General features: G+C 71.0%; 24 protein-coding genes. 16 read left to right on the forward strand and 8 right to left on the reverse strand.

Annotation, left to right across the window (positions count from 1 at the left end):
• The first annotated feature begins 33 nt into the window (after positions 1 to 33).
• The 5 genes from rpsB to ABGB01_RS30935 all read left to right on the forward strand — a co-directional run bounded on the left by rpsB (position 34) and on the right by ABGB01_RS30935 (position 4483).
• The gene (rpsB, locus tag ABGB01_RS30915) at positions 34 to 990 is read left to right on the forward strand and encodes a 30S ribosomal protein S2 (RefSeq protein WP_347777033.1); all 957 of its coding nucleotides are present in this window, start codon (positions 34 to 36) and stop codon (positions 988 to 990) included.
• Between the two features lie 256 nt (positions 991 to 1246).
• Positions 1247 to 2080, forward strand: a complete 834-nt coding sequence (gene tsf, locus ABGB01_RS30920) for a translation elongation factor Ts (RefSeq protein WP_347777034.1) — start codon at positions 1247 to 1249, stop codon at positions 2078 to 2080.
• Between the two features lie 145 nt (positions 2081 to 2225).
• Complete coding sequence (pyrH, locus tag ABGB01_RS30925; protein WP_220447049.1) at positions 2226 to 2924, forward strand: UMP kinase; 699 nt, start codon at positions 2226 to 2228, stop codon at positions 2922 to 2924.
• A 43-nt stretch (positions 2925 to 2967) separates the two neighbouring features.
• Positions 2968 to 3525: a ribosome recycling factor gene (frr, locus tag ABGB01_RS30930; protein ID WP_347621928.1), complete on the forward strand. Its 558-nt coding sequence runs from the start codon at positions 2968 to 2970 to the stop codon at positions 3523 to 3525.
• Positions 3526 to 3643: 118 nt separating this feature from the next.
• Positions 3644 to 4483, forward strand: a complete 840-nt coding sequence (locus ABGB01_RS30935; protein WP_347777035.1) for a phosphatidate cytidylyltransferase — start codon at positions 3644 to 3646, stop codon at positions 4481 to 4483.
• Here ABGB01_RS30935 and ABGB01_RS30940 read toward each other — a convergent pair.
• Entirely contained in the window at positions 4480 to 5499 is a 1020-nt protein-coding gene (locus ABGB01_RS30940; RefSeq protein ID WP_347777036.1) for a suppressor of fused domain protein, read from the reverse strand. The genes ABGB01_RS30935 and ABGB01_RS30940 overlap by 4 nt on opposite strands.
• Before the next feature lie 119 nt (positions 5500 to 5618).
• Here ABGB01_RS30940 and rlmN point away from each other — a divergent pair, with 119 nt between their 5' ends.
• The gene (gene rlmN / locus ABGB01_RS30945; RefSeq protein ID WP_347621931.1) at positions 5619 to 6719 is read left to right on the forward strand and encodes a 23S rRNA (adenine(2503)-C(2))-methyltransferase RlmN; all 1101 of its coding nucleotides are present in this window, start codon (positions 5619 to 5621) and stop codon (positions 6717 to 6719) included.
• A 46-nt stretch (positions 6720 to 6765) separates the two neighbouring features.
• On the opposite strand, the gene ABGB01_RS30950 is transcribed toward rlmN, so the two are convergent.
• Positions 6766 to 7437: a hypothetical protein gene (locus tag ABGB01_RS30950; RefSeq protein WP_347777037.1), complete on the reverse strand. Its 672-nt coding sequence runs from the start codon at positions 7435 to 7437 to the stop codon at positions 6766 to 6768.
• Complete coding sequence (locus ABGB01_RS30955) at positions 7434 to 8231, reverse strand: ATP-binding cassette domain-containing protein (RefSeq protein ID WP_347777038.1); 798 nt, start codon at positions 8229 to 8231, stop codon at positions 7434 to 7436. Before ABGB01_RS30955 ends, ABGB01_RS30950 begins: the two co-directional genes overlap by 4 nt.
• Before the next feature lie 111 nt (positions 8232 to 8342).
• Between ABGB01_RS30955 and ABGB01_RS30960 the strand changes: the two genes are divergently transcribed.
• Both ABGB01_RS30960 and ABGB01_RS30965 read left to right on the forward strand, forming a co-directional pair.
• Positions 8343 to 8891 (forward strand): DivIVA domain-containing protein, encoded by a 549-nt coding sequence (locus tag ABGB01_RS30960; RefSeq protein ID WP_347777039.1) that lies wholly within the window; start codon positions 8343 to 8345, stop codon positions 8889 to 8891.
• Between the two features lie 44 nt (positions 8892 to 8935).
• Positions 8936 to 9418, forward strand: a complete 483-nt coding sequence (locus ABGB01_RS30965; RefSeq protein ID WP_347777040.1) for a GNAT family N-acetyltransferase — start codon at positions 8936 to 8938, stop codon at positions 9416 to 9418.
• On the opposite strand, the gene ABGB01_RS30970 is transcribed toward ABGB01_RS30965, so the two are convergent.
• The 5 genes from ABGB01_RS30970 to iolC all read right to left on the reverse strand — a co-directional run bounded on the left by ABGB01_RS30970 (position 9384) and on the right by iolC (position 15128).
• The gene (locus ABGB01_RS30970) at positions 9384 to 10400 is read right to left on the reverse strand and encodes an AI-2E family transporter (RefSeq protein WP_347777041.1); all 1017 of its coding nucleotides are present in this window, start codon (positions 10398 to 10400) and stop codon (positions 9384 to 9386) included. The genes ABGB01_RS30965 and ABGB01_RS30970 overlap by 35 nt on opposite strands.
• Positions 10401 to 10462: 62 nt before the next feature.
• The gene (gene iolD / locus ABGB01_RS30975; protein ID WP_347777042.1) at positions 10463 to 12313 is read right to left on the reverse strand and encodes a 3D-(3,5/4)-trihydroxycyclohexane-1,2-dione acylhydrolase (decyclizing); all 1851 of its coding nucleotides are present in this window, start codon (positions 12311 to 12313) and stop codon (positions 10463 to 10465) included.
• 39 nt (positions 12314 to 12352) lie between these two features.
• A complete protein-coding gene (gene iolB, locus ABGB01_RS30980) occupies positions 12353 to 13234 on the reverse strand; it encodes a 5-deoxy-glucuronate isomerase (RefSeq protein ID WP_347777043.1) in 882 nt (293 codons plus the stop codon).
• Positions 13231 to 14127, reverse strand: a complete 897-nt coding sequence (locus ABGB01_RS30985; RefSeq protein ID WP_347777079.1) for a deoxyribose-phosphate aldolase — start codon at positions 14125 to 14127, stop codon at positions 13231 to 13233. The genes iolB and ABGB01_RS30985 overlap by 4 nt, the downstream gene beginning before the upstream one ends.
• A gap of 5 nt (positions 14128 to 14132) precedes the next feature.
• Positions 14133 to 15128, reverse strand: coding sequence for a 5-dehydro-2-deoxygluconokinase (iolC, locus tag ABGB01_RS30990; protein ID WP_347777044.1), 996 nt, complete (start codon positions 15126 to 15128; stop codon positions 14133 to 14135).
• Between the two features lie 242 nt (positions 15129 to 15370).
• Here iolC and ABGB01_RS30995 point away from each other — a divergent pair, with 242 nt between their 5' ends.
• From ABGB01_RS30995 to ABGB01_RS31030, 8 genes are read left to right on the forward strand one after another with little or no spacing between them, the layout of a single operon-like run.
• Entirely contained in the window at positions 15371 to 16762 is a 1392-nt protein-coding gene (locus tag ABGB01_RS30995; RefSeq protein ID WP_347777045.1) for an extracellular solute-binding protein, read from the forward strand.
• Positions 16737 to 17669, forward strand: a complete 933-nt coding sequence (locus tag ABGB01_RS31000; RefSeq protein ID WP_347777046.1) for a sugar ABC transporter permease — start codon at positions 16737 to 16739, stop codon at positions 17667 to 17669. The genes ABGB01_RS30995 and ABGB01_RS31000 overlap by 26 nt, the downstream gene beginning before the upstream one ends.
• Complete coding sequence (locus ABGB01_RS31005; RefSeq protein ID WP_132631655.1) at positions 17666 to 18484, forward strand: carbohydrate ABC transporter permease; 819 nt, start codon at positions 17666 to 17668, stop codon at positions 18482 to 18484. Before ABGB01_RS31000 ends, ABGB01_RS31005 begins: the two co-directional genes overlap by 4 nt.
• Positions 18484 to 19548 (forward strand): ABC transporter ATP-binding protein, encoded by a 1065-nt coding sequence (locus tag ABGB01_RS31010; protein ID WP_347777047.1) that lies wholly within the window; start codon positions 18484 to 18486, stop codon positions 19546 to 19548. The genes ABGB01_RS31005 and ABGB01_RS31010 overlap by 1 nt, the downstream gene beginning before the upstream one ends.
• On the forward strand, positions 19545 to 20729 hold the full coding sequence (locus ABGB01_RS31015; protein WP_347777048.1) for a CehA/McbA family metallohydrolase: 1185 nt from the start codon (positions 19545 to 19547) through the stop codon (positions 20727 to 20729). Before ABGB01_RS31010 ends, ABGB01_RS31015 begins: the two co-directional genes overlap by 4 nt.
• Before the next feature lie 25 nt (positions 20730 to 20754).
• On the forward strand, positions 20755 to 21654 hold the full coding sequence (locus ABGB01_RS31020; protein WP_347777049.1) for a TIM barrel protein: 900 nt from the start codon (positions 20755 to 20757) through the stop codon (positions 21652 to 21654).
• A gap of 5 nt (positions 21655 to 21659) precedes the next feature.
• Positions 21660 to 22757: a Gfo/Idh/MocA family oxidoreductase gene (locus tag ABGB01_RS31025; protein WP_347777050.1), complete on the forward strand. Its 1098-nt coding sequence runs from the start codon at positions 21660 to 21662 to the stop codon at positions 22755 to 22757.
• Positions 22754 to 25495: an alpha-mannosidase gene (locus tag ABGB01_RS31030; RefSeq protein WP_347777051.1), complete on the forward strand. Its 2742-nt coding sequence runs from the start codon at positions 22754 to 22756 to the stop codon at positions 25493 to 25495. Before ABGB01_RS31025 ends, ABGB01_RS31030 begins: the two co-directional genes overlap by 4 nt.
• Positions 25496 to 25499 lie beyond the last annotated feature (4 nt).

The following is a 25499-nucleotide window of genomic DNA, read 5'->3' on the forward strand; positions in this document are numbered from 1 at the left end:
TCCGCAGGGCGCCCAGACCTGGAGGACCAGCACATGGCCCCCGTCGTCACCATGCGACAGCTGCTCGAGAGCGGCGTTCACTTCGGTCACCAGACCCGGCGCTGGAACCCGAAGATGAAGCGCTTCATCTTCACCGAGCGCAACGGCATTTACATCATCGACCTGCAGAAGTCGCTGTCCTACATCGACCGCGCCTACGACTTCGTGAAGGAGACCGTCGCCCACGGCGGCACGATCCTGTTCATCGGCACGAAGAAGCAGGCTCAGGAGGCCATCTCCGAGCAGGCGGCCCGGGTCGGCATGCCCTACGTCAACCAGCGCTGGCTGGGCGGCATGCTCACCAACTTCTCCACCGTGCACAAGAGGCTGCAGCGCCTGAAGGAGCTCGAGGAGCTCGACTTCGACAACGTCGCCGCCTCGGGGCTCACCAAGAAGGAGCTCCTCATGCGCCGGCGCGAGAAGGACAAGCTCGAGCGCACGCTCGGCGGCATCCGTGACATGGGCCGCGTGCCCAGCGCGGTGTGGGTCGTCGACACCAAGAAGGAGCACATCGCGATCAGCGAGGCCAAGAAGCTCGGCATCCCTGTCGTCGCGATCCTCGACACCAACTGCGACCCCGACGAGGTCGACTACCCGATCCCGGGCAACGACGACGCCATCCGCGCCGTCGGGCTGCTGACCCGGGTCGTCGCCGACGGTGTCGCCGCCGGTCTGATGGCCCGCTCCGGCGCCGCCCGCGGTGACGAGAAGCCGGCCGCCGCCGAGCCGCTGGCCGAGTGGGAGCGCGAGCTCATCGAGCAGGGCACCGGCGAGCGTCCGGCGGGCGAGGCGGACGCCGCCGCTCCCGCGGCCCCGGCCGAGGCCGCTCCCGCCGAGCCGGTCGCTGCGGCCGAGGCTCCCGCCGAGACCGCTCCCGCGGCCGAGGCTCCCGCCGAGACCGCTCCCGCGACCGAGGCCACCGCCGAGGACAAGCCCGAGCAGCAGTCCTGACAGCTGATCGAGGGACGCGTCCCCGCCGACGGGGACGCGTCCCGGCCTGGCGAAGCCGAGCCCGCACAGGTGATAGGCCGCGGCGAGGCTGGGCAGCATACCGGGGCGAGGCAGCAGTAGGGCCGGGCCGGTGCGCGCCCCCGAGCGAGGCAGAGTTCCTGTACGGCACGCGCCAGCCGTGCCGACCCCGGGGTGGGCCGCCGATCACGGCGCCCGCCCGATCCACGACGACGAAATTTCACAAGGAATAAGAGCAATGGCTTCCGTGAACATGGCCGACGTCAAGCGGCTTCGCGAGATCACCGCTGCCGGCATGATGGACTGCAAGAAGGCGCTCGAGGAGTCCGGCGGCGACTTCGACCGCGCCATCGAGCTGCTGCGCCTCAAGGGCGCCAAGGACGTGGGCAAGCGCGAGGCGCGCACCGCCTCCAACGGCCTCGTCGCGCTCAAGCAGGACGGCGACTCCGCCGCCGCGCTCCTAGAGCTCAACTGCGAGACCGACTTCGTGGCGAAGGGCGAGCGCTTCCAGGAACTGGCCGCCCAGGTCGTGGCGCACATCCTCGAGACCAGGCCCGCCGACGTGCCGGCGCTGCTGGAGTCCTCGTTCGACGGCAAGACCGTCAAGGACCACCTCGACACCGCCAACGCCGCGCTCGGCGAGAAGATCGAGATCCGCCGGTTCGCGGTGCTGGAGGGCGGCTACGTCGGCGCCTACATGCACCGCACCGACCCGGCGCTGCCGCCCGCGGTCGGCGTGCTGGTCCAGCTCGACAAGCCCAACGCCGAGGTCGCCAAGGACGTCGCCCAGCACGCCGCGGCGATGGCCCCGCAATACCTCAAGGCGGCCTCCGTGCCCGCCGAGGTCGTCGAGAAGGAGCGCAAGCTCTTCGAAGAGATGACCCGCGAGGAGGGCAAGCCCGAGGCCGCGATCGGCAAGATCGTCGAGGGTCGCGTCAACGGCTGGTACAAAGACTTCACCCTCCTCCAGCAGACCTTCGTCAAGGACGGCAAGAAGAGCGTGGGCAAGTACGCCGAGGACAACGGCGTCGAGGTCCTCGGCTTTGTCCGTTTCAAGGTCGGTCAGGCTTAGGCTTAGGCAAGCCGCCAGCTCAACGAACCGCCGAACGAAGGAGGCCGCCGCCGTGCAGGAACACCGGGAGCCAGCCCACGAATCCCCGCGGACGGCGGCTTCCTCGTCTCCACACCCGCCAAACCCGCTGCGGTGGAAACGGGTGATGCTGAAGTTGTCGGGCGAGGCGTTCGCCGGCAGCGAGCCGCTGGGCATCGACCCGGTGATCGTCGACCACCTGGCCGACTCGATCGCCGAGGCGGTTCAGGAGGGTGTGCAGGTCGCGGTCGTGGTCGGCGGCGGCAACATGTTCCGCGGCGCCACCCTCTCGCAAGGAGGCATCGACCGGGCCAGGGCCGACTACATGGGCATGCTCGGCACGGTCATCAACTGCCTGGCCCTGCAGGACTTCCTCGAACGGCGGGGCGTGGAGACACGCGTGCAGACGGCCATCACCATGCAGCAGGTGGCCGAGCCGTTCCTGCCGCGCCGCGCGATCAGGCATCTCGAGAAGGGGCGCGTGGTCATCTTCGGCGCCGGGCTCGGGTCGCCCTTCTTCTCCACCGACACCGCGGCGTCCCAGCGGGCCCTCGAGATCGGCGCCGAGGCGCTGCTCAAGGGCACACAGGTGGACGGGATCTACGATTCCGATCCCCGCAAGAATCCGGATGCGGTCAGATTCGACCACCTTGACTACGGCGAGGTGCTGCTCCGCGACCTCGCGGTCATGGACGCCACCGCGATCAGCCTGTGCAAGGACAACGATCTGCCGATCGTGGTCTTCGACCTCATGGGCGAGGGCAACATCCTGCGCGCCGTCCGCGGTGAGAAGATCGGCACGCTGGTCAGTCCCGCAGGCAAATGAGCGAGCGAGCCCGACACCGCCAGCTAGAAGACAGGGAGCCGCTGTGATCGACGAAACCCTCCTCGAAGCCGAGGACAAAATGGACAAGGCCGTGTCTGTCGCGAAGGAGGACTTCGCGAGCATCCGTACGGGCCGGGTCACCCCTTCGATGTTCAACAAGATCAACGCCGAATATTACGGCACGCCGACGCCGATCCAGCAGCTGGCGTCGTTCCACGTGCCCGAGGCGCGCATGGTGCTCATCCAGCCCTACGACAAGAGTTCCATGCCCGCGATCGAGAGGGCCATCCGCGACTCCGACCTCGGTGTCAACCCGACCGACGACGGACAGGTGATCCGCGTGACGTTCCCGGAGCTGTCCGAGGAGCGCCGCAAGGAATACATCAAGGTCGCCAGGAACAAGGGCGAGCACGCCAAGGTGTCGGTGCGCAACATCCGCCGGTCCGCCAAGGAGGTCCTCGACAAGATGATGAAGGATGGCGAGGCGGGCGAGGACGAGGTCAGGCGGGCCGAGAAGGAGCTCGACGACATCACCCAGAAGCACGTTGCGAAGATCGACGAGCTGCTCAAGGTCAAGGAAGCCGAACTGCTCGAAGTCTGAGCGGCGCGCCCGGCGGCGGGCCGCCTCCGGTGGGCCTCTGCCCGCCGGAGCGAAGGCAGCGGGCATGCACTCTGCGGCCCTCGCCCAGAGGGCGGGGGCCGCGGCTTTGGAGAACTCTGTGGAAAAAAGTACGGCTGGCACCAGCTCGAGCGGCGGCAGCCGTACCGGCAGAAACCTGCCTGCCGCGATCGCGGTGGGCGTCGTGCTGGGCGCGCTGGTCCTCGGCACCCTCTACACGGTCAAAGAGCTGTTCCTCGTGGTGGTCGCGGGCGCCGTCGGCGTCGGCACGGTGGAGCTGATCAGGGCGTTCGCGACCCGTGACATCAAGGTGCCGGTCGCGCCCGTGCTCGCCGGGCTGGTGGCCATGCAGGTGGCGGCCTATTGGGGCGGTTCGGTCTGGTTACTGGCCGCGTTCGCCGTGTTCGCGCTCGTCCTGCTGATCTGGCGGATGTTCGGTGACGGCACCGACGGCTACGTACGCGACGCCTCCGCGTCGGTGTTCACGCTCTTCTACCCCTGCCTGCTTGCCGCGTTCGTGCCGCTGCTGCTCAAGCCGGACGACGGCGACCACCGGGTGTTGATCTTCATCGCGGTGACCATCGCCAGCGACATCGGCGGCTACGTCGCCGGGGTGTTGTTCGGCCGCCACCAGATGACGGTGATCAGCCCCAAGAAGACCTGGGAGGGCTTCGCCGGGTCGCTCGTCGCGTGCGTGGCGGTCGGCGGCTGGCTGGTGACGTGGCTGCTCGGCGGCGAGCTCTGGCAGGGAGCGCTGATCGGCGGGCTCGCGGCGGTGCTGGCGACCGCGGGCGATCTGATCGAATCGATGATCAAACGGGATCTCGGCATCAAGGACCTGGGCACGATCCTGCCCGGCCACGGCGGTCTGATGGACCGGCTCGACTCGCTGGTGACGGTGCTGGTGCCGGCCTGGCTGCTGATGACGTTGTTCTTCTAGCGGTGCGTCTCCAGCGCCTGCGCCGTGACGGGGGTCAGCCAGAGCCACCGTACGGCCTCGCCCCCGAACGCGAACCCCGACATGTCAGGCATGTGGGGTGGGCTGTGCATCATCAGCACCCCCGAATACTGCGGCCCCAGCGGGAACGTCGCGGGCTCGTGATACCACTTCGCCGTGTGCCCGTGGCCCAGCCACGTGACCGAATGCCACGGATATTGCGACAACCACACCAGCAGCAGCGCCGCGTCCTTCGGGTCCTCCCGGGTGGCCACGGCCAGCTCGATCCTGGCGTACGCGCCCGGCTTGTCGATCCACTGCTCCACCGTGGGCATGCGCTGGCAGCTCATGCCGACCGTCGACAAGACGGTGAAGTCGCGATCGCGGTGCGGCGGGCGCTCGGTGATGCCCACGGTCGGCGGCCGCTCGCCGCCGGCGTCCCAGTATCGGCCTGCCGGGCCGAGCGCGCGGTCCAGATGGCCCATCACGAACTGCTGGAACGACGGCCACGAACCCTCGCCGTGCCGCCAGCGCCAGTAGGACTCGGCGTTGGAGATGCGCGGCCGCAAACCTTCGAGCGCCTCCGACAGCGCCCACGCGAACGGCGACTCGCCCACCGCGTCGCGCGCGTAGCCGGGCATGCCCCGGTTCATGTCGGCCCAGCCGGGGATGACCGCCAGCAGGTCGTCGTCCTCGTAGAGGGCCACGCCGTCGCCCTCCTCGAACCACAGCGCGCTGAGCTGCCCGAGCGGCCGGCGGCCCTCGGGGTGCAGCGTGCCGGCCCTCGGCATCAGCGGCGGCAGGCCGGCGTTGATCCTGGCCAGGTCGACCACGGGCGGGGCGGGGCGGTGGTTGGCCAGCCACACGGCGCCGTGCACCGTGCCGTCGGGCGAGCACAGGTAAGCTACCGAGGAGTCCTCATCACGCTCGACCACGAGCGTCCGGCTGCCGTACGGATTGCCCGCGGCGAGGACGACCTCGGCGCCACCCTTGCCGGCTGCCGCCCGGAAAATCGCCATACGAGATGACTGTAGATCGGGCGGCAACCGCGACGCGAGCCCAACCAACACCAGGAATGCCACCTCCTATCCCAACGTTCATTACCCTGGCCGACAACCCCTCAAGCAAAGGCGGCAACGTGTCCCAGCCCCCAGGCCAGCTCACCTTCGTCGCGCCCCGGCGAGCCAAGCCCGCACGGCACCTGGCCGACCTGTCGATGGCCGATCGGCGGGCCGCGGTCACCGAGCTGGGCGAGAAGGCGTTCCGTGCCGACCAGCTCTCGCGCCACTACTTCGAGCGCCTGACCACCGACGTCGGCTCGATGACCGATCTGCCGGCCGCGTCCCGCGAGAAGCTGTCCGCGCTGCTGCCCGAGCTGCTCACGCCGGTCAGGGAGATGGCCACCGACGGCGGCACGACCCGTAAGACGTTGTGGCGGCTGTTCGACGGCGCGCTGGTCGAGTCGGTGCTGATGCGCTATCCCGACCGGGTGACGATGTGCGTGTCGTCGCAGGCCGGTTGCGGCATGAACTGTCCGTTCTGCGCCACCGGCCAGGCGGGCCTGACCCGCAACATGTCCACCGCCGAGATCGTCGAGCAGGTGGTCTCCGGCGCTCGGGCGCTGGCCGCCGGCGAGGTGCCGGGCGGCCCCGGCCGGGTGAGCAACGTCGTGTTCATGGGCATGGGCGAGCCGCTGGCCAACTACAAGCAGGTGATCGGCGCGGTGCGGCGGCTGGTGGAGCCCGCGCCGCACGGCCTCGGCATCTCCGCGCGCGGCGTCACCGTCTCCACGGTGGGGCTGGTGCCCGCCATCGGCAAGCTCGCAGACGAAGGGCTGCCGGTCACGCTGGCGCTGTCGCTGCATGCCCCCGACGACGAGTTGCGCGACACCCTCGTGCCGATCAACACGCGGTGGAAGGTGGCCGAGGTCCTCGACGCGGCGTGGGCGTACGCGGCCAGGACCAAGCGGCGGGTCTCGATCGAATACGCCCTGATCAAGGACATCAACGACCAGGAGTGGCGGGCTGACCTGCTCGGCAAGCTGGTGAAGAACAAACTGGTGCACGTCAACCTGATCCCGCTCAACCCCACGCCGGGCTCCAAGTGGACGGCGTCGCGGCCCGAGGACGAGCGGGCCTTCGTACGACGGCTGCAGTTCCACGGCGTGCCCGTGACGGTCCGCGACACCCGCGGGCGTGAGATCGACGGCGCGTGCGGGCAGCTCGCCGCCGCCGAGTGAGCGCAGGCACGTTGGGCACCGGTTCCAGGAACATGCCGGCGGCCACCTAGCTCCTCCTGAGGCGGCGCCAGGCATAGCCGGCCAGGCCGACCAGGCACCAGGCCAGGGAGAGGGCGGCCAGTTCGGGGAAACGGCCGAGCAGGTCGCCGGCGTTCGCGGCCCGCATCCAGGGGATCAGCGGCACGGTCAGCCAGTAGAAGGGCGAGGCGCTGAGCAGCAGCGTCGCCAGGATTCCGAGCAGCAGCACGATGATCGAGACGGCGGGGGAGCGCACGATCGCCCGGCTGGTGAGCGCGCCCAGCGCCGTTCCGGCCAGCGCGGCCAGGGCATACAGCGCGATCACGGCGACCAGCACGCCGGGCGGCGGGGTGGCGCTCACGCCGAGCAGCAGGGCCCAGCCCAAGGCGATCGCGGCGAGCCCGGCACACGCCGCGAAGGCCGCGATCAGTCCCGCGGCCACCTCCCTGCCCCGGCCGCCCGCCTGGATCGCCGACATCTCGCGCTGCCGGTCGGGCTCGGTGTCGAGCAGGCTCCTGGCCGCCCAGGCCAGCACCGCGACGATCAGCACGGCGCCGTCGGTGAGCACGGACGTCTCCTCGCCCTCCGGGGCGCGGCTGCCGTAGAGGATCGCGAGCAGGGCCAGGGCGAGCAGGAGCGCCTGGTAGACGCGGTGGGACCGGACGTAGGCGGCCAGGCGGAAGGCGACCAGGGCGATCATCGGCTCTCCTCGATCTCGCGGGCCTGGTAACCCTCAGCGCGCATCCTGGCCACGAACCGCTGGACGTCGGCGGCCGGCAGCCTCACCTCCACGGTCGCGTGCCTTGGCTCGGCCGGGCCGGCGAAGGATCCTGAGTGTCGCGCGGCCGCGGCGTCCTGCCCGGTAGTGGCGACCTGGCCGACTGCGGGTGGGGCGTGCGACGTGCTCTCTTTGAGCCGGCCGGCGACCACCGACCAGTTGCGGACACCGGGCAGGGCTCTCAGACCGCCCTGGTGGTCGCTGGCGATGACGATGCCGCCCCCGGCCGCCACCTCGGCCGCGATCGCGGGCAGCGCCGCGCGCGTGTCGGCGTCGAGCCCGGCGAACGGCTCGTCGAGGATCAGCAGCCCCGGCTCGGCCATCAGCGCCTGGACCAGCCCCACCTTGTGCGCGCTGCCCTTCGACAGCTCTCCCAGCGGGAGACCGAGCAGGTGGCCCATGGCCAGGCGCTCAGCCCACGGCTCCCAGCGGGCGCCGCCGCGCACCCGTGACATGTGCCGCAGGTAGTGCGTCACCGTGAAAGGCTGGCCCGTGGGGAAACGGTCAGGGGCGAAGCCGACGACCGCCGGGCGGCCGGTGATCGTGCCGGCGCTCGGCCGGGCCAGGCCCGCGAGGAGGCGGAGCAGGGTCGACTTGCCGGCTCCGTTCACCCCGGTCAGCTCGATCACGTCGCCGGGGGAGAGCTCGGCGTCGGCGTCTTCGATGATCAGTGCATCGCGCCGCCGGTAGCGGAAGGACACGTGGGAGAGACGCATGGTGCTGTAACGGTATAGGCGGGGGCGCATCGTCGTGATAAAAGACCGCATCAGTGAACACGCGGGAAATGTCAAAATAGAGGTCCCGGCGCCATCTCAGAGGAGTAAGGCTTGAACCGCTTTCCGCGGGTCATGGGCATGCGTTCAGGCTATGACCCCGCCGAAGTCGACGCCCTGATCGGGCGGATCGAGTCGACCCTCGGCAGGGGCTCGCACACCATGGAGCCCGTCACCGCCGACGAGGTGCGCGGCGCGACGTTCCGCACCAAACGCGGCGGCTACCAGGAGACCGCCGTCGACTTCGCGCTCGAAGCGTTCGTGGTGGCGCTGGAGACGCAGGCCAAGCGGCCCGTACGCCTGGCCATGGCCGAGCCCACCAGCGAGATGTTGCGGGAGGAATGGTTCGAGACCCAGGCCGCCCGCGTCGAGCGGGTGGCCTTCCGTCCCGCACGCATGGGCACCGGCTACAACGAGGACGAGATCGACGCCTTCCTCGACCGGATCGTGGCCACCCTGCGCGGCACGACCGACTATCCGCTCACGGCGAAGGAGGTGCGGGAGGCCACGTTCTCCACCGTGATGTTCCGGTCCGGCTACCTGATCGCGGACGTCGACTCCTTCCTTGCCGACATCGCCGAAGTCCTCGACCAGCGTAACTAGGCGCTCTCCAGGCAGGCGGTGCCTCATGACTCATAATGACGTTCATGGCGATATCGGTGCGGCCCATCGGCCCTGACGACACCAAGGCAGTGGCCCGCGTGCTCAGCGAGAGCTGGGGCGGCACCACCGTGATCGCGCTGGGTCGCGGCGAGCTGGTGGACGCGGTCGAGCTGCCCGGCTTCGTCGCGGAGAGCGGTGGCGAGGTGGCGGGCGTGCTCACCTACTTCGACCGTGACGGGTTCGTCGAGATCGTCACGGTGGACGCCGTGCTGCCCGGGCAGGGGGCCGGCCGGGCCCTGCTCGACGCCGTACGCGCCCTCGCGTCCGAACGCGGGATGGCGCGGCTCACACTGATCACCACGAACGACAACACGCGTGCCCTGCGCTTCTACCAGCGTTACGGCTTCGACCTCGTCGCCCTGCACCGCAACGCGGCGGACGAGGCGCGCGAGCTCAAGCCGGCCATCCCCGCGGAGTCCGACGGCATCCCGATCAGGCACTACCTGGAGCTGGAGCTGGCTCTTTGAACGCCTTCCCCCTGCTCTGCAGCAGGGCGACGATCACGGAGGTCACGGGGGCGGCCAGGAACGCGCCGGTGATGCCCGCGATCACGCTGCCCACCGTGATGGCGACCAGGATGACGGCGCCGGGCAGGTCGAGGGCCTTGCCGTAGATCTGCGGCGCCAGGACATGCCCCTCGATCTGCTGCACGGCCACGGTCACCGCGACCACGATCAGCGCCACCAGCCAGCCCTTGGCCACGAGCGCCACCACCGCGGCCAGCAGCCCCGCCATGAACGCCCCCACCACCGGCAGGAACGCCCCCACGAACGTCAGCACCGCCAGCGGCAGCGCGAGCGGCACCCCGAGGATCCACAGCGCGAGCCCGATGAAGAAGCCGTCGACCGCGCCCACGATCGCCACCCCGCGGATGTAGCGGCCGATCACGGAGAAGATCAGGCCGCCGGTGCTGGTCAGGCGGGTCCTGGCGGAGGCGGGTGCGAGGTCCACGAACCAGCGGAAGAGCCGGTCGCCGCCGTGCACGAAGTAGACCGACAGGATGACGGCCAGCACGGCTCCGACGACGATCTCACCGACCGTCCTGACCCCGGCCAGCGCCCCTGTGGTGATCTGCCTGCCCTGCCCCGACAGGTAGTCCCTGGCCTGGCCGAGGAGCCGCTGGTCGTCGAGCCCGACGGCGGCGACGAGGCGGTGCAGGTCGCGCAGCACCTGGTCGACGCTGGTGCGCAGCTCCGTCACGCTGGCGACGGTGGGCGGCACCAGCAGCGCGATCAGCGCACCCGCCAGCACCAGCCCGCCGACGAACGTGACCGCGGTGGCCGCCGCCCTGTTGAGCCCCCATGACCTGAGCCGGCGGGCCGGGGGCAGCAGCAGCGCGGTCAGGAACACGCCGATGATGATGGAGATGACCACCGTACGCACGTGGTACAGGCAGAACAGGGCCACCGCGATGACCGCGAACCACCCGAGCAACCGCCACGGCCCCATGCCCCACTCCCCGATCGTGCCTGGTCAGAGGCCTTCCCTCGGAAGATCGGGGGCAACCCAGGTCAGGTCGGCGGGGCGAGGTGCGGGCGCTGGGAGCGCTTGCCGGACTCGTACGCCTCCCGCGCGGCGTAGGTGGCGCTCGTCGTCGCCACCTGCGCCACGGGCACATCCCACCAGGCCTCCGACGAGGGTGCGTCGTCCGCCATCCGGTCGGTGCGTACGTGGATCACGGTGGTCTCCGTCGCCGACCGGGCCGCGTCGAGCGCCTTGCGCAGGTCGGCGACCGATTCGGGGCACAGCACCGAGGCACCGAGGCTGGCCGCGTTGGCGGCCAGGTCGACGGGGAGCGGGTCGCCGTCGCGACGGGCGTAGGAGGTGCCGAGCCGCTCGGCGCCGACGCTCTCGGACAGGCGGCCGATGGAGGCGAAACCGGAGTTGTCGACCAGGACGACGATCAGCTTGATGCCCTCGGAGACGGCCGTGACCAGTTCCTGAGCCATCATGAGGTAGGAGCCGTCGCCCACGAGCACGAACACCTCGCGCTCGGGCGCCGCCATCTTGACGCCCAGGCCGCCCGCGATCTCGTAGCCCATGCAGGAGTAGCCGTACTCGACGTGGTAGCTGCCCGGGCCGCTGGGCCGCCAGAGTTTGTGCAGGTCGCCGGGCATGGATCCGGCCGCGCACACGACCACGCCGTCGTCGCCGGCCGCCGCGTTGACCGCGCCGATCACCGCCGACTGCGGCAGCGGCGAGCCCTCCAGCGCGTACGCCGCGTCGACGGCGGCGTCCCAGGCACGGGTGAGCTCGGCGGCCTGGGCGCGGTAGGCGGGTGGGGTGCTCCATCCCGCGCACGCCTGGCCCAGGTCGGCCAGGGCCTCGCGGGCGTCGGCGACCAGTTGCAGGCCGGACAGCTTGGCGGCGTCGAAGCCGGTGATGTTGACGTTCACGAACCGCGCGCCGGGAGCGAAGATCGTCCGGGAGGCGGTGGTGAAGTCGCTGTAGCGGGTGCCCACGCCGATGATCACGTCGGCCTCGCGGGCCAGGGTGTTGGCGGCCGTGGTGCCCGTGGCGCCGATGGCGCCCATCGCGAGGGGATGGCCGTGGGGGAGCGCGCCCTTGCCCGCCTGGGTCTCGGCGACCGGGATGCCGTGCGCCTCGGCGAAGGCGCGCAACTCGTCCGTGGCCTCGCTGTAGATCGCCCCGCCGCCCGCGACGATCAGCGGGCGCTCGGCCGAGGTGATCAGCTCGGCCGCCCTGGCGAGGGCGGCGCGCTCGGGGCGCGGCCGGGGGATGTGCCACACGCGGCGGGCGAACAGCTCGTCCGGCCAGTCGAACGCCTCCGCCTGGACGTCCTGCGGCAGCGCCAGCGTCACCGCGCCGGTCTCGGCGGGGTCGGTGAGCACCCGCATGGCGGCCAGCAGCGCGGAGGGGAGCTGCTCGGGGCGGTTGATCCGGTCCCAGAAGCGGGAGACCGGCTTGAAACAGTCGTTGACCGAGATGTCGTAGGAGCGCGTGTCCTCCAGCTCCTGTAGCACCGGGCTCGCCACGCGGGTGGAGAAGATGTCGCCGGGCAGCAGCAGCACGGGCAGCCGGTTGATCGTCGCGCCGGCCGCGCCGGTGACCATGTTGGTCGCGCCGGGGCCGATCGAGCTGGTGCAGGCCAGGGTCGTCAGCCGGTTGGCGGCGCGCGCGTAGGCGGCGGCGGTGTGCACCATCGCCTGCTCGTTGCGGGTCAGGAAATAGGGCAGGTCGTCGGCGGAGGTGGCCAGCGCCTGGCCGAGGCCGGCGACGTTGCCGTGGCCGAAGATGCCGGCGCAGCCGCCGAAGAACCGCCGCTCCACGCCGTCGCGCTCGCTCCACTGCTGCGCTAGGAACCGCACCACGGCCTGCGCCACGGTCAGCCGGGTCGTCATGAGACCTCCTTCGCCGGCCTTGAGGAGACCTCGACAAGCTCAGTCATGTGTCCTCCCGAACGGAAGTCTCGGGTCGATGGGCTGGGAGTCCCACGACGAGCGGATCCAGGCGTGGCCGGGGTCGTCGCAGAACGCCATCGAGCGCTGCTCCGCCGGGCCTGCCAGGACGTTCAGATAGTAGAGGTCATAGCCGGGCGCGGCCATGGAGGGCCCGTGGTAGCCGTACGGGACCAGCACGACGTCGCCGGACGAGACCTCGGCCAGGGTGTCGATCTGGCCGCGTTCCGAGGAGTAGACGCGCTGGTAGCCGAGGCCCCGGCCGGCGACCTCGAAGTAGTAGATCTCCTCCAGCACTGCCTCACCCGGGTTGGGGGTGTCGTGCTTGTGCGGCGGGTAGGACGACCAGTTCCCGCCGGGGGTGAGCACTTCGACGGCCATGAGCTTGTCGCAGTCGAAGGCGTCAGGGGCGCAGAAGTTGTTCACCTGGCGGCTGGCCTGGCCCGCGCCCCTGATCTCCACGGAGACGTCGGCGGCGGGCACGTGGCGGGGCTCCAGCGCGCGGGTGGCGCGGGCCGAGGGCAGCGCGATGCGCCCGTCGCCCCTGAGGGTCACGTGGGCGCCGATCGGAAGGTAGACGAAGTCGGACGGGCCGTCGAACACGGAGGAACGCCCGGCCAGCTCGTACGTCACCGCATCGGGCCCGTGCGTGCCGGGCGGCGGGGAGGCGGATGGGGTGAGGGCGACCGTGCACGAGCCTGACAGGGGGAGCACGAGCATCTCCTCCTCGCCCGTGTCGAACGAGACCGTGGCGTCGGCCAGGTTCGCGACGCGCAGGCCCGAATAGGTCCATCCGGCCAGGGACGGGGTGACCTCCACCGCCCAGGGGCCGTTGGCGGACTTGCCGTACGGAAGGTATGTCATGTGCGGGCCTCTCGAACCAGGGCGGCGGCGCCGTCCACGGCGGTTGCTACGTCGTCGTCCGGAGGGTAGAGCAGAGCGCGCCCGACGACGAGTCCCCGCACGCCCGGCAGGCCGAGTGCGCGGTCCCAGTCGGCGTAGGCGGCGTCGATGTCCGGTGGGTCGCCGCCGAGCAGCAGGGCGGGCAGCGTGGTGGCCGCCATCACCCGCTCCATCTCCGCCACTGCGGGGATCTTGAGCCAGGTGTAGGCCGAGGTCACGCCGAGCGCCTGGGCGACGCTGATCGCGCGGATCACGGCGTCGGGCGACAGGTCGTTGCGGACGGCGCCCGTCTCCGAGCGCAGCGACCAGAACGGCTCCACCATGGCGACCAGGCGCCTGCGGGCCAGGTCGGTGACCGCGCGGGCGCACGATTCCAGCGTCGTCACGGTCGCGTGGTCGCCGGGGTCGATGCGGCAGAGCATCTTGCCGCCGTCGAGGCGCATCGTGTCGATCGCCGCGGCGTCGAAGCCGGTGAAGCGGTCGTCCAGCTCGAACACCGAGCCCTGCAGGCCGCCCCTGTTCATGGAGCCGAAGGCCAGCTTGCCCTCCAGCGCCCCCAGCAGGAGCAGGTCCTCCAGCACGTCGGGAGCGGCCAGGATGCCGTCGACGCCCGGCCTGGCCAGCGCTGTCTGGAGGCGGCCGAGCAGGTCGGCGCGGCCGGCCATGGCCAGCGGGCGGTCGCGTACGGCCAGCGCCCCCCTGGCGGGGTGGTCGGCGGCGATGATGAGCAGCCGCTCGCCCTCGCGGGGCAGGCCGCGTCGCTGCCGCCGGGCCGCCGCCTCGGCGATCTCCTCCGGCTTGGTGGCGCGGATGTGGGTGAGCCGCGCGTATCCGGCGGCCCTGGGCAGCGTGATGTCGCTCAAGAGCGATCCCCGTTCTCGGTGCCGTTCAGCAGGTCCTCCACGTCCGCCGTCGCCGGCATGGCGTCGGCGCAGGCCAGGCGGGCGGCCACGAAGGCGCCTGCGGCGTTGGCGAAGCGGATCGTGTGCTCCAGCGGCCAGCCGCGCAGCAGGCCGAGGCAGAGGGCGCCGCCGAACGCGTCGCCGGCTCCGATGCCGTTGACCACCTTCACCTCCACGGGCTCCACCAGGACGCTCTCCTCGGCGGTGCGGGCGAAAACCCCTTCCGGGCCCATTTTCACGATGGCGACCTTCACCCCGGCGTCCAGCAGCGCCTGCGCCGCGGCCTCCGGGTCGCGTACGCCGACCGCGGTCTCCACCTCGTCGAGGTTGCCGACCGCGACGTTCGTGTGCGGCAGCGCCCGGCTCGCCGCCTCGTACGCCGCCTCCCGCGACGGCCACAGGCTGGGCCGGTAGTCGAGGTCGAACACCGTCCAGCCCGTGGTGCGCGCCGACAGGGCGGCGGCGTGGGCCGCGGCGCTGGGCTCCTTGCTCAGGCCGGTCAGCGAGAACCAGAACAGGCTGGTGGCCGCGATGGCGTCGAGGTCGAGGAGGTCGGGGAAGATGCGCAGGTCGGGCGGATGCTCGCCGCGGTAGAAGTAGATCGGGAAGTGGTCGGGAGGGAAGATCTCGCAGAACGTGACGGGTGTGGGCGGGCCCTCGATGGTGCTCACGTAGGCGTCGTCGACCCCGAAGCCGCGGATCGCCCGCCGGACGAAGTCCCCGAAGGGATCGGCTCCCACGGCGGTGATCACGGCCGGGCGCAGCCCGTGGCGCGCCGCGGCCACGGCGACGTTCGTCGGGCTGCCGCCGAGGAACTTGCCGAAGGTCTCCACGTCGGCCAGCCCGACGCCGGTCTGCAGCGGGTAGACGTCGACGCCGCAGCGGCCGATCGTGATCAGGTCGTGCACGGCGGGCCCGGGCGGGCGGCCTGTCGCGGGGAGCGGGGTCTGCACCTGACGCACCTCCAGGGTGAGGCTTCTTTCGACACTATGGCATATTGTCATGACATTCGGATGTCCGCTATGTTGCCTGATGTGCCCATCCTCGCGGCTGATCCTCTCCTTCGGGCAAAGGCGCAGCGTACGGGCACCTCCGGAAGCGTGGCCCGGCGATTTGGGCGGGCCTTTACGTCATATGCATGTCATGACATATTGGCCCATGGCTTCCTCCCCTAAGGACATGTCGGAGGGTTTGCATGGCAGAGCGGAAACGGTCGCTGGGAGTGGTCGCGGTCCTCGCCGCGGCCGGGCTGGGGCTCGCCGCGTGCGGCCAGTCGTCCGGCGGAGGCGAGGGTGAGGCCATCGAGCTGACGATCACCCAGAACGCCATCAAGGGCGGCAAGAACGCCGCCGGAGCGACCTTCATCGAGGACTGGGTGATCCCCAAGTTCGAGGCCGCCCAGAAGGCGAAGGGAAAGGACGTCACGGTCAAGTTCGTCCCCAGCGGAGTCGACGACGAACAGTACAAGACCAAGCTCTCCCTCGACCTCAAGTCAGGCAAGGGCGCGGACGTCATGGACATCGACGGCATCTGGGCCGGCGAGTTCGCCGAGGCGGGCTACATCAAGCCGCTGCCGGAGCTGGTCGGGCCGGAGGCCGACAGCTGGGACGGCTGGTCGCAGATCCCCGAGGCCGTCCAGGGCATGGCCGAGTTCAACGGCAAGAAGTACGCCCTGCCGGTCGGCACCGACGGCCGGGTGCTCTACTTCAACAAGACGCTCTTCCAGAAGGCCGGGCTCCCCGCCGACTGGCAGCCGAAGAGCTGGCAGGAGATCATCGACGCGGGCACGAAGCTGAAGTCCGCCGGCGTGCCCGTGCCGATCCAGATCAACGCCGGCACCGCCATGGGCGAGGCCACCTCGATGCAGGGCGTGCTGCCGCTGCTCGCCGGCGCGGGCGGCGAGGTGCAGCAGGACGGCAAGTGGACGGGCGCCTCCCAGGCGATGAAGGACGCGCTCGGCCTCTACCAGAAGATCTACGGCGGCGGCCTCGGCGACCCCAAGCTCCAGCAGGAGGCCAAGGGCCGCGACAAGTCGTTCCAGCAGTTCGCCGAGGGCAAGGTCGGCATCCTGATGGAGGGCGACTACTTCTGGCGGGGCGTCGTCAACCCCAAGGACGGCGTGGCGAAGATGGACGACCGTGACCAGGTCGTCGGCTACGCCATGATCCCCGCGATGGAGCCCGGCAAGGGCCTGCGCGGCCAGGACTTCGTCAGCATGTCAGGCGGCGCCCTGCGCACGGTCAACCCCAACAGCGAGCACCCGAAGGAGGCCTTCGAGCTGCTGACCTTCACGCTCTCGCCCGAGGCGCTGAAGGAGGAGACCAAGGACGGCAACGTACGCGTCACCCCGCGCACCGACGTCAACAAGGAGATCCTCGCCGGCGAGCCGCTGCTCACCTTCATCTCCGAGAAGGTGCTGCCGGTGACCGCCTACCGTCCGCCGGTCGCCGTCTACCCGCAGGTGTCGGCGGCGCTGCAGGAGGCCACCGCGGCCGTGGTCGGTGGCACCGCGCCCGACCAGGCGGCGGCCGACTACCAGAAGAAACTCGAAGGAATCGTCGGTGGCGCAGGCAACATCGCCTCCTGAGGTCGTCAAGGAAGACGAGCGGACCCGCCGCGGCTACAGCTCTGACGCGGCGGGCCTGGGCAACCTGCGGGCAGGGGCGTTCGTCGCCCCCGCCCTGCTGCTCATCGCCGCCTTCCTCGTGTTCCCCGCGCTCTGGGTGCTCTACCTGGGGCTCACCAACTACCGCCTGACCGGCGCCGCCGCGGCCGAGCCGCAGTTCGTCGGGCTCGCCAACCTCCTCGACGCGGCATCCAACCCCACGTTCTGGAACTCGACCTGGCTGACCGCGCAGTTCGTGCTCGGCTCGGCCGTCATCGGCCAGGTCGTGCTCGGCTTCTCGATCGCCTGGATGTTGCGTGACCGTGCCGGACCGCTCAAGCGGCTGGTCGAGGGCCTGGTCATCCTGGCCTGGATCCTGCCGAGCGCCGTCGTGTCGTTCCTGTGGGTGGCGCTGCTCGACCGCGACGGCGGCACGCTCAACGCGCTGCTCGGCATCCCCGGATTCCCGTGGCTGCTCGACCACCCGATGTTGTCGATCATCATCTTCAACACCTGGCGCGGCACCGCGTTCTCGATGATGTTGTACGGCGCCGCGCTCGGCAACGTGCCGCCCTCCCACCTGGAGAGCGCCCGCCTGGCCGGGGCCACCGGCTGGCAGCAGCTCAGGGACGTCGTCTTCCCGCACATCCGGGGCCACATCCTGACGAACCTGCTGCTCATCAGCCTGTGGACGTTCAACGACTTCTCCCCGTTCCTCATCACCGCCGGCGGCCCCGACGGCCGCTCCGAGGTGCTGGCCGTGCACGTGTACAAGGTCGCGCTGCAGAGCGGCGAGCTGGGCTACGGCGCCGCCGTGTCCACGATCATCCTGCTGATCAACCTGGTCGTCGCGGTGTTCTACCTGCGGCTGCTCCGGAGCAAGAAATGACGCGCTTCGTCCTGGGCCGGATCGGCTTCTGCACGCTCATCGCGGTGCTGCTGGCCTTCTTCACCATCCCGCTGTTGTGGCTGGTGACCGCGCCGTTCACCTCCGACCCGTCGTACGAGGTCAAGGTGCCCGACTTCACCTGGGACAACTTCCAGGCGGTCGTCGAGCACCCGTACGCGCTGCCGTCGCTCTACAACTCCCTCATCCTGTCCGTCGGCACCGCCGTGCTGGTCGTGCTGCTCGCCGCGCTGGCCGCGTACGCGCTGAGCCGGGTGCGGCTGCCCGGCCGGGACGCCCTGCTCTACGCGCTGCTGCTGCTGTCGTCGATCATCACGGGCACGGCGGCCATGGTGCCGCTGTTCCAGCTCGCGGTCGAGCTGAACCTGATCGACTCGCAGCTCGGGCTGATCCTCATCCTGACCGGCGGGTTGCTGCCCGCGGCGATCTTCATGCTCAAGGACTTCATGGACTCCACGCCGAAGTCCTACGAGGAGTCGGCGCGGGTCTTCGGGGCCTCGCCGCTGCAGATCGTCCGGCACGTGGTCGTCCCGGTGGTACGTCCCGGGCTGGCGACGATCGGGGTGTGGTCGCTGGCCAACGTGTGGGGGAACTTCCTGATGCCGTACCTGCTGCTGAGCGACGTCGAGAAGCAGCCGGCCGCGGTGATCACGTACACGCTCTACACCGAGGGCGGCCAGGCCAACCTCAGCATGTTGTCCACGTTCGGCCTGCTCTACTCGATTCCCGTGGTGCTCATGTACCTGTTCGTCAGCAAAAAGTACGGCTTCCGCTTCCACGGAGGGATCAAGCGTTAATGGCCGCCATCGAACTACGCGGGCTGACCAAGGTCTATCCCGGCGGGGTGAAAGCGCTCGACTCGCTCGACCTCGACATCCCCGACGGCGAGTTCTTCGCCCTGCTCGGCCCTTCCGGCTGCGGCAAGACGACCCTGCTGCGCACGATCGCGGGCCTGGAGACGGCCACCGGCGGCGCCGTGGTCATCGGCGACCGCGACGTGACCGGGGTGCAGCCGGGCGGCCGCGACGTCGCGATGGTCTTCCAGGACTACGCGCTGTTCCCGCACATGGACGTCACGGACAACATCGCCTACCCGCTGCGGATCAAGAAGGTCGCCAAGGGCGCGCGCCGCGAGAAGGCGGAGGAGGTCGGCGCGCGGCTCGGCCTCGACCACCTCATGGACCGCCGGCCCGGGCAGTTGTCGGGCGGCCAGCAGCAGCGGGTCGCGCTGGCCAGGGTGATGGCCACGCAGGCGCAGGCGTTCCTGTTCGACGAGCCGCTGTCCAACCTCGACGCCCGCCTGCGGCTCGAAGCCCGGACGTTCCTCAAGAAGCTCCAGCGCGAGCTGGGCGTCACCACCGTCTTCGTCACCCACGACCAGGCCGAGGCGCTGGCCATGGCCGACCGGATGGCCGTCATGGAGAACGGGCACATCCGGCAGATCGGCACCCCGGCCGAGGTGTTCCAGCGGCCGGCCAACACGTTCGTGGCGGGGTTCATCGGCTCGACGCCGATGAACCTGCTGGATGGCGCCGTACGAGGTGACACGCTGGAGGTCGCGGGCTGCAAGGTGGCGGTCCCCGTCGCCGCCGAGGGGCGGCTGACCGACGGGGAGAAGATCGTCTACGGCGTGCGGCCGGAGTACATGGCCTACTCGGCCGGGCCCGCCGAGGGCGCGCTGAGCGGGAAGGTGGCCATCGTGGAGAACCTGGGCGCGTCCCACCTGGTGACCCTGGACGTCAACGACGTGCTGGTGCAGGCCGTCGTGCCCGAGGGCAGCGAGCCCGCCGTCGGCGACGACGGCCACGCGCTGCCCCGCCGCGACCGGGCCCTTGTCTACCGGGACGGTGAGCTGGTGTGATCATCGAAGGCCGCTGGAGCCTGGACGACAGGCTGGAGCAGATCCTGCGCGAGGTGCCCTTCGAGGTGGGCGCGGGCACGGCCGCCGTGACCGTGCGGCTGGCGTACGACAGGTCGCAGGGCGTCATCGACCTGGGGTGCGGCTCGCCCGCCGGGTTCCGCGGCTGGTCGGGCGGCGCGCGTGACACGTACACGATCAGCGAGGACTGGGCGACCCCCGGCTACCTGCCGGGCGAGCCCGAGCCGGGCACGTGGCACGTGTGGCTGCGGCTGCACCGCATCCCGCCGCAGGGCCTCGACTACACGCTGGAGATCACCACCGCGACTGTCGCGCCACCGGAGCCGGTCATGGCGGAGCCGCCGCACGGCGAGCGCCCGGCGCGGCGCGCCATCCCCGACGCCGGCGGGCTGCGGTGGTTCGCGGGCGACTTCCACGCCCACACCCTGCACAGCGACGGCGGGCTCAGCATTCCCGAGCTGGCCGAGCTCGCCCACGGCAGAGGGCTCGACTTCCTGGCCGTCACCGACCACAACACCGTCAGCCACCACCCCTGGCTGGCCAAGATCGACCGGGAGATCACGCTCATCCCCGGCCAGGAGGTCACCACCGACCGGGGCCACGCGAACGTGTTCGGCGACGTCGGCTGGGTGGACTTCCGGCGGCCCGCGGACTCCTGGGCCGAGCACGCCGAGCGCGCGGGCGGGCTGATGTCCGTCAACCATCCGCTCGGCGGCGACTGCGCCTGGCTGCTGCCGATCGAACGCCGGCCCGCGATCGCCGAAGTGTGGCACTCCGGCTGGTGGGACCGCCGCTGGGGCGCGCCGCTGGCCTGGGCCGACGCCTGGCGCCACGACCTGACCGTGATCGGCGGCAGCGACTTCCACCGCCACGGTTCCGACGGCCTGCCCGGCGCCCCGACGACGTGGGTGCTGGCCGAGGACACCACCACGGTGCTCGACGGCGTGCGCGCCGGGCGCACCGCCGTCTCCGCCGGTCCCGACGGGCCGCTGCTGCTCAGACTGGGCGACGAGCTGCTCGCGCTTGACGCCGACGGCCTGGTGCTGGTGGCCCCCGACGGGCGGCGGCGGGTCGTCCGCGGTGACCGTACGCTCCTGCCCGCGTCCGGCGGCCGCCACCGGCTGGAAACGTACGAGAACGAGGTGATGGCGCTATGCGAGTGAACGTGCCGACGAACGGAGTGAGGTCATGAGCACGCGAGTGCGGAAGGTCGCCAACGCGCCGGTGAGTTTCGGGGTGTTCGAGCTGAGCGACGCGCCCCCGCCGCTGAACGCCGGGGAAATGGTCGGCGCGCTGTCCGAGGCCGGTTACGAGGGCATCGATCTGGGCCCGGTGGGTTACCTGGGCAGCACCCACGACCTGGCGGAACGGCTCGACGGCATGCTGCTCGCCGGCGGCTGGGCCGACCTGCGCTACAACGACGCCGAGGAGTTCCGCAAGGGCCTGACCGCGCTGGAGAGGACGCTCGACGTGTTCGCCGCCGCGCCGCCCGCGCCCGAGCAACTGGCGCCGCGGCCCACGCTGGGGTGCTCCGGCTCGCCCGAGAGGTTCGCCCGCCCTGGTGGGAGCGTTCCAGGGCTGCCGTCCTCCGAGTGGCCCGGGTACGCCGCCCGCGTGCAGGAGGCGGTCGGCCGGTGCCGTGAGCGCGGGTTCGAGCCCGCCTTCCACCCTCACCTCGGCACGTACGTCGAGACCCCCGACGACGTGGAGCGGCTGCTGGAGCTGACCGACGTGGAGCTCTGCCTCGACACCGGCCACCTGCTGCTGGGCGGGGGAGACCCGGTGACGAAGCTGCGCGAGTGGGCCGGCCGGGTCGGCCACGTGCACATCAAGGACGGCGACACCAAGATCCTCGCCGAAGCCCTGGACGACGGCGTCGACCTGCGCGAGCTCATGGGCCGCGGCGGGTTCTCCTCCCTCGGCGAGGGCGAGCTGGACCTGCCCGGCGTGATCGCGGCGCTCGACGAGATCGGCTACGAGGGCTGGGTCATCGTCGAGCAGGACACGCTGCCGGGCCGCCGCTCGGTCGCCCAGAACATCGCCGACCAGGCCGCCAACCGCCAGAGACTGAGGGAACTGGGACTTTGACACAGGTGAGAATCGCTCTGGTGGGATGCGGGGCCGTCACCCAGGCGGTCTACGTGCCGTTGTTGTCGAGGCGGCGTGACCTGTTCGAGGTGAGCGCCGTCTGCGACCTGTCGCGGACGCTGGCCGACGCGGTCGGCGACCGGCTGGGTGCCGCCAGGCGGTACACCGCGCTGGAGGAGATGCTGGCCGACGGCGGTTTCGACGCCGTCGTCATGCTGGCGTCCGGCTCGCACGGCGAGGCCGTGCGGCAGGCGCTGGGCGCCGGTTACGCCGTGCTGTGCGAGAAGCCGCTCGCCCTGACCAGGGCCGAGGTGGCGGCGCTGCCCGAGGGTCGGCTGATGGTCGGCTACATGAAGCAGTACGACCCGGCGGTGCGCAGGGCCGAGAAGCTGCTGGCGGAGCTGGGCGGGCCCGAGGCGATCAGGTCGGTCGAGGTGGTCGTGCTGCACCCGAGCGGGGAGTCGCAGCTCGCCTTCGCCAACCTGACGCAGGCCCGTGACGTGGATCCCGGGCTGCTCGCCTCGCTGCGGGCCGCCGAGAGCGACCTCGTCTCGCGGGCGCTGGGTGAGTCGGCGCCGGAGCCGGTGCGAAACCTGTACGGAGTGGCGCTCGGCTCCATATGCCACGACTTGTCGCTCTTGAGGCGCTTCACCGGGTCGCCCACCGAGATCTCGCACGTCGAGACGTGGGGTCCCGCACCCGGATCCATCGAGATCTCCGGCCCGCTGCCCGCCCGCGGCCGGTTCCAGATCCGCTGGCACTACCTGGAGGACTACCCCGCCTACCGCGAGACCGTGGCCATCCACCACGACAAAGGCTCGCTGGAGCTGGTCTTCCCCGCGCCCTACCTGTTGAACGCCCCCACCACGCTCACCGTCGTCTCCGGCGACGGGAGCGGCGAGGGCGGCGAGAGCCGCACCCATTGGCGCGAGGTGACCGAGGCGTTCGAAGTACAACTGGCCGCCTTCCATGCTTTCGTGAACGATGGTGAGCCGCCGCTCACCGACGCGGGCGGCGCGCTCGAGGACATCGTGACGGCCCAGCGGATCGCCGCCCGCTACGCCGTACAACATGGACTGCCCATGGGAGGGGAGGCAGCGTGAGCACGGAGATCGTGGTCGTACCGCACACGCACTGGGACCGGGAGTGGTACGAACCGTTCCAGCGCTTCAGGCTGCGCCTCGTGGCGCTGCTCGACGAGGTGCTCGACACGATGGAGCGCGAGCCCGCCTACCACTTCACCCTCGACGGGCAGCTCGCCTGCGTGGACGACTACCTGGAGGTGCGCCCGGAGAACCGCGACCGGGTGGCCGCGCTGGTCGAGTCGGGGCGCCTGGCGGTGGGGCCGTGGCAGATCCTGCTCGACGAGTTCCTGTGCTCGGGGGAGAACATCGTCCGCAACCTCGAACTCGGCATGGCCAGGGCCGACAAGCTCGGCGGGGCCATGCCGGTCGGCTACCTGCCCGACATGTTCGGGCACGCGGCGCAGATGCCGCAGATCCTGCGCCGGGCGGGGCTGCTGCACGCCTGCGTCTACCGCGGGGTGCCGTCCTCGGTGACCACCGACGCCTTCGCCTGGGTCGCGCCCGACGGCACGGCGCTGCGCACGCAGTACCTGCCCGCCGGCGGCTACGGCAACGGGGCCCATCTGTTCCACGACCCGGCGGGACTGAAGGAACGGGCGGCCGCGTTCTCGAGGACGATGCGCGAGTGGCACGGGCCCGAGGGCTCGCTGCTGGCGATGTACGGCACCGACCACTCCGCGCCCGTGCGAGGGTTGCCGGAGATGGTGGCGGCGATCGGCGCCCGCATGGACACCTTGTCCGGATATATAGGGGCTTATTCGGGTGAGGTGGACGGCCTGCCCGAGGTGCGCGGCGAGCTGCGCTCGCACGCGCGCGCCAACATCCTGCCCGGCGTGATCTCCGTCCGCGCCCACGTCAAGCAGGCCATGGGCCGCGCCGAGCGGATGGTCGAGCGCTACGCCGAGCCGCTGGCCACGCTCTGGGGCGAGGAGTGGCCCGGGCGTTTCCTCGACATGGCCTGGTGGCGGCTGGTGGACGCCAGCGGTCACGACTCCGTGACCGGATGCGGCGTCGACGACACCGCCCAGCAGGTCGCCGCGCGCATCGCCGAGGCCGAGCACCTCGGGCAGGCCGTGCGCGACATGGTGACCGCCCGGCTGGCCGGCGTGGTGCCGTCCGACGGCGTGCTCGTCGTCAACCCGACGCCCGCCCCCAGGCGGGGCGTGGTCGTGGTGGACGTGGCCGGCCACCACCCGCTGGTGGACCCCTCGGGCGCGGCCGTGCCCGTCCAGCCGCTGGAACACGCGGCCACGCTGCTCCTGGACGACGAGATGGACCCGGCCACCGCGCTGAGCTTCGTCCACGGCACCGAGCTGTACGGCCAGCACATCACGTCCTGGTCGGTCGAGGACGGCACGCTGACGTTCACAGTGGCCCGCGAGACGCAGGAGGTCTTCGACGTCGACGACCTGCGCGGCGCACTCGACGGCGTGACGCGGGTCCGCATCGTCGCCGAGCCCCGGCGCACGGTCGCGGCCCTGGTGGAGGTCCCGCCGCTGGGCCACACGAGCGTCCGGCCCGCGCTGCGCGAGCAGGTGTTCGGCCCGCCCGCGCGGGAGAGCAGCCTGCCCTCCGAGCACGACCCGTCCTGCTGGCTCAGCTCCGACTCGGCCACCCTGCCGGTGCGCGGCGACGAGGAGGTGCTGGACAACGGCCTGCTGCGCGTCACGATCGCCCGCGACGGCACGCTCACGCTGGTCGGCCAGGACGGCACGACGGTCACGGGCGCCGGCCGTATCGTGGACGGCGGGGACGTCGGCGACACCTACAACTACGCGCCCCCTCCGGCCGACCTGATCGTGGACGAGCCGGTGTCGGTCGAGACCGAGCTGATCGCCTCAGGCCCACTGGTGGCCATGGTGGACGTGCGCCGCACATACCGGTGGCCGGCTGCCGGCGGCGCCATCGACGGCGCCCCGGAGCTCCCCGCCATCGCGCGGACGCCCGCTGCCGAGGACGTCGTCGTCACCACCCGCGTCGAACTGCGCGCGGGCGAGCCCTTCGTCCGGCTCGACGTCGAGTTCGACAACCGCTGCGCCGACCACCGGGTGCGCCTGCACGTGCCGCTACCGGAGCGGGCCACGGAGTCGTACGCGGAAGGGCAGTTCGCGGTGACCACCCGCGCGCTGACCTCGGAGGGAGGCTGCGGCGAGACCCCGCTGCCCACCTTCCCCGCCTCCTCCTGGGTGGCCGCGGGCGGCGTGGCGGCGCTGCTGGAACACGTGACGGAATATGAGGTCGTGGACGGCTCCGAGCTGGCCCTCACCCTGCTGCGTTCGGTCGGCTACCTGTCACGCAACCGCAACCCCCTCCGCCCCGAACCGGCGGGCCCTCAGCTTCCGACCCCTGCGGCGCAGTCGCGCGGGGTGCGCAAGGTGAGCCTGGCGCTGATGCCGTACCACGAGTCGTGGGAAGAGGTCGTGCCCCACGCGGAGGCCTTCCGCCACGACCTGCTGGTGGCGCCCGGCCAGGGCGCGCGCGACCTCCCCCTGCCCGCACCGGCGGCGGGCCTGACGGTGACGGGCAAGGGCGTGACGATGACCTCCCTGCGCGACCGGGACGGCCGGCACGAACTGCGGGTGGTCGCCCTCACGCCCGGGGACACGGAGGCCGTGATCATCGGCGACTTCACCGAGGCCACGCACGCCGACCTGCGCGGCCGCCCCGGCGACCCCCTCCCGGTCACGGACGGCACCCTCCGCCTGCCACTGAAGCCCTGGGAGATCGCCACGATCCATCTCGTCAACTCTCGGTAATATT

The sequence above is a fragment of the Nonomuraea sp. B5E05 genome (assembly GCF_039880665.1).
Lineage (GTDB): Bacteria > Actinomycetota > Actinomycetes > Streptosporangiales > Streptosporangiaceae > Nonomuraea.

Coding starts and splice junctions, on each gene's coding strand:
- iolD (WP_347777042.1), bottom strand. CDS start 12,313: ATGACGACCCGGCTGACCGTGGCGCAGGCCGTGGTGCGGTTCCTAGCG.
- pyrH (WP_220447049.1), top strand. CDS start 2,226: ATGCTGAAGTTGTCGGGCGAGGCGTTCGCCGGCAGCGAGCCGCTGGGC.
- iolB (WP_347777043.1), bottom strand. CDS start 13,234: ATGACATACCTTCCGTACGGCAAGTCCGCCAACGGCCCCTGGGCGGTG.
- ABGB01_RS30970 (WP_347777041.1), bottom strand. CDS start 10,400: ATGGGGCCGTGGCGGTTGCTCGGGTGGTTCGCGGTCATCGCGGTGGCC.
- ABGB01_RS30955 (WP_347777038.1), bottom strand. CDS start 8,231: ATGCGTCTCTCCCACGTGTCCTTCCGCTACCGGCGGCGCGATGCACTG.
- ABGB01_RS31005 (WP_132631655.1), top strand. CDS start 17,666: ATGACGCGCTTCGTCCTGGGCCGGATCGGCTTCTGCACGCTCATCGCG.
- rpsB (WP_347777033.1), top strand. CDS start 34: ATGGCCCCCGTCGTCACCATGCGACAGCTGCTCGAGAGCGGCGTTCAC.
- ABGB01_RS30995 (WP_347777045.1), top strand. CDS start 15,371: ATGGCAGAGCGGAAACGGTCGCTGGGAGTGGTCGCGGTCCTCGCCGCG.
- ABGB01_RS30965 (WP_347777040.1), top strand. CDS start 8,936: ATGGCGATATCGGTGCGGCCCATCGGCCCTGACGACACCAAGGCAGTG.
- ABGB01_RS31010 (WP_347777047.1), top strand. CDS start 18,484: ATGGCCGCCATCGAACTACGCGGGCTGACCAAGGTCTATCCCGGCGGG.
- ABGB01_RS31020 (WP_347777049.1), top strand. CDS start 20,755: ATGAGCACGCGAGTGCGGAAGGTCGCCAACGCGCCGGTGAGTTTCGGG.
- ABGB01_RS30950 (WP_347777037.1), bottom strand. CDS start 7,437: ATGATCGCCCTGGTCGCCTTCCGCCTGGCCGCCTACGTCCGGTCCCAC.
- tsf (WP_347777034.1), top strand. CDS start 1,247: ATGGCTTCCGTGAACATGGCCGACGTCAAGCGGCTTCGCGAGATCACC.
- ABGB01_RS30940 (WP_347777036.1), bottom strand. CDS start 5,499: ATGGCGATTTTCCGGGCGGCAGCCGGCAAGGGTGGCGCCGAGGTCGTC.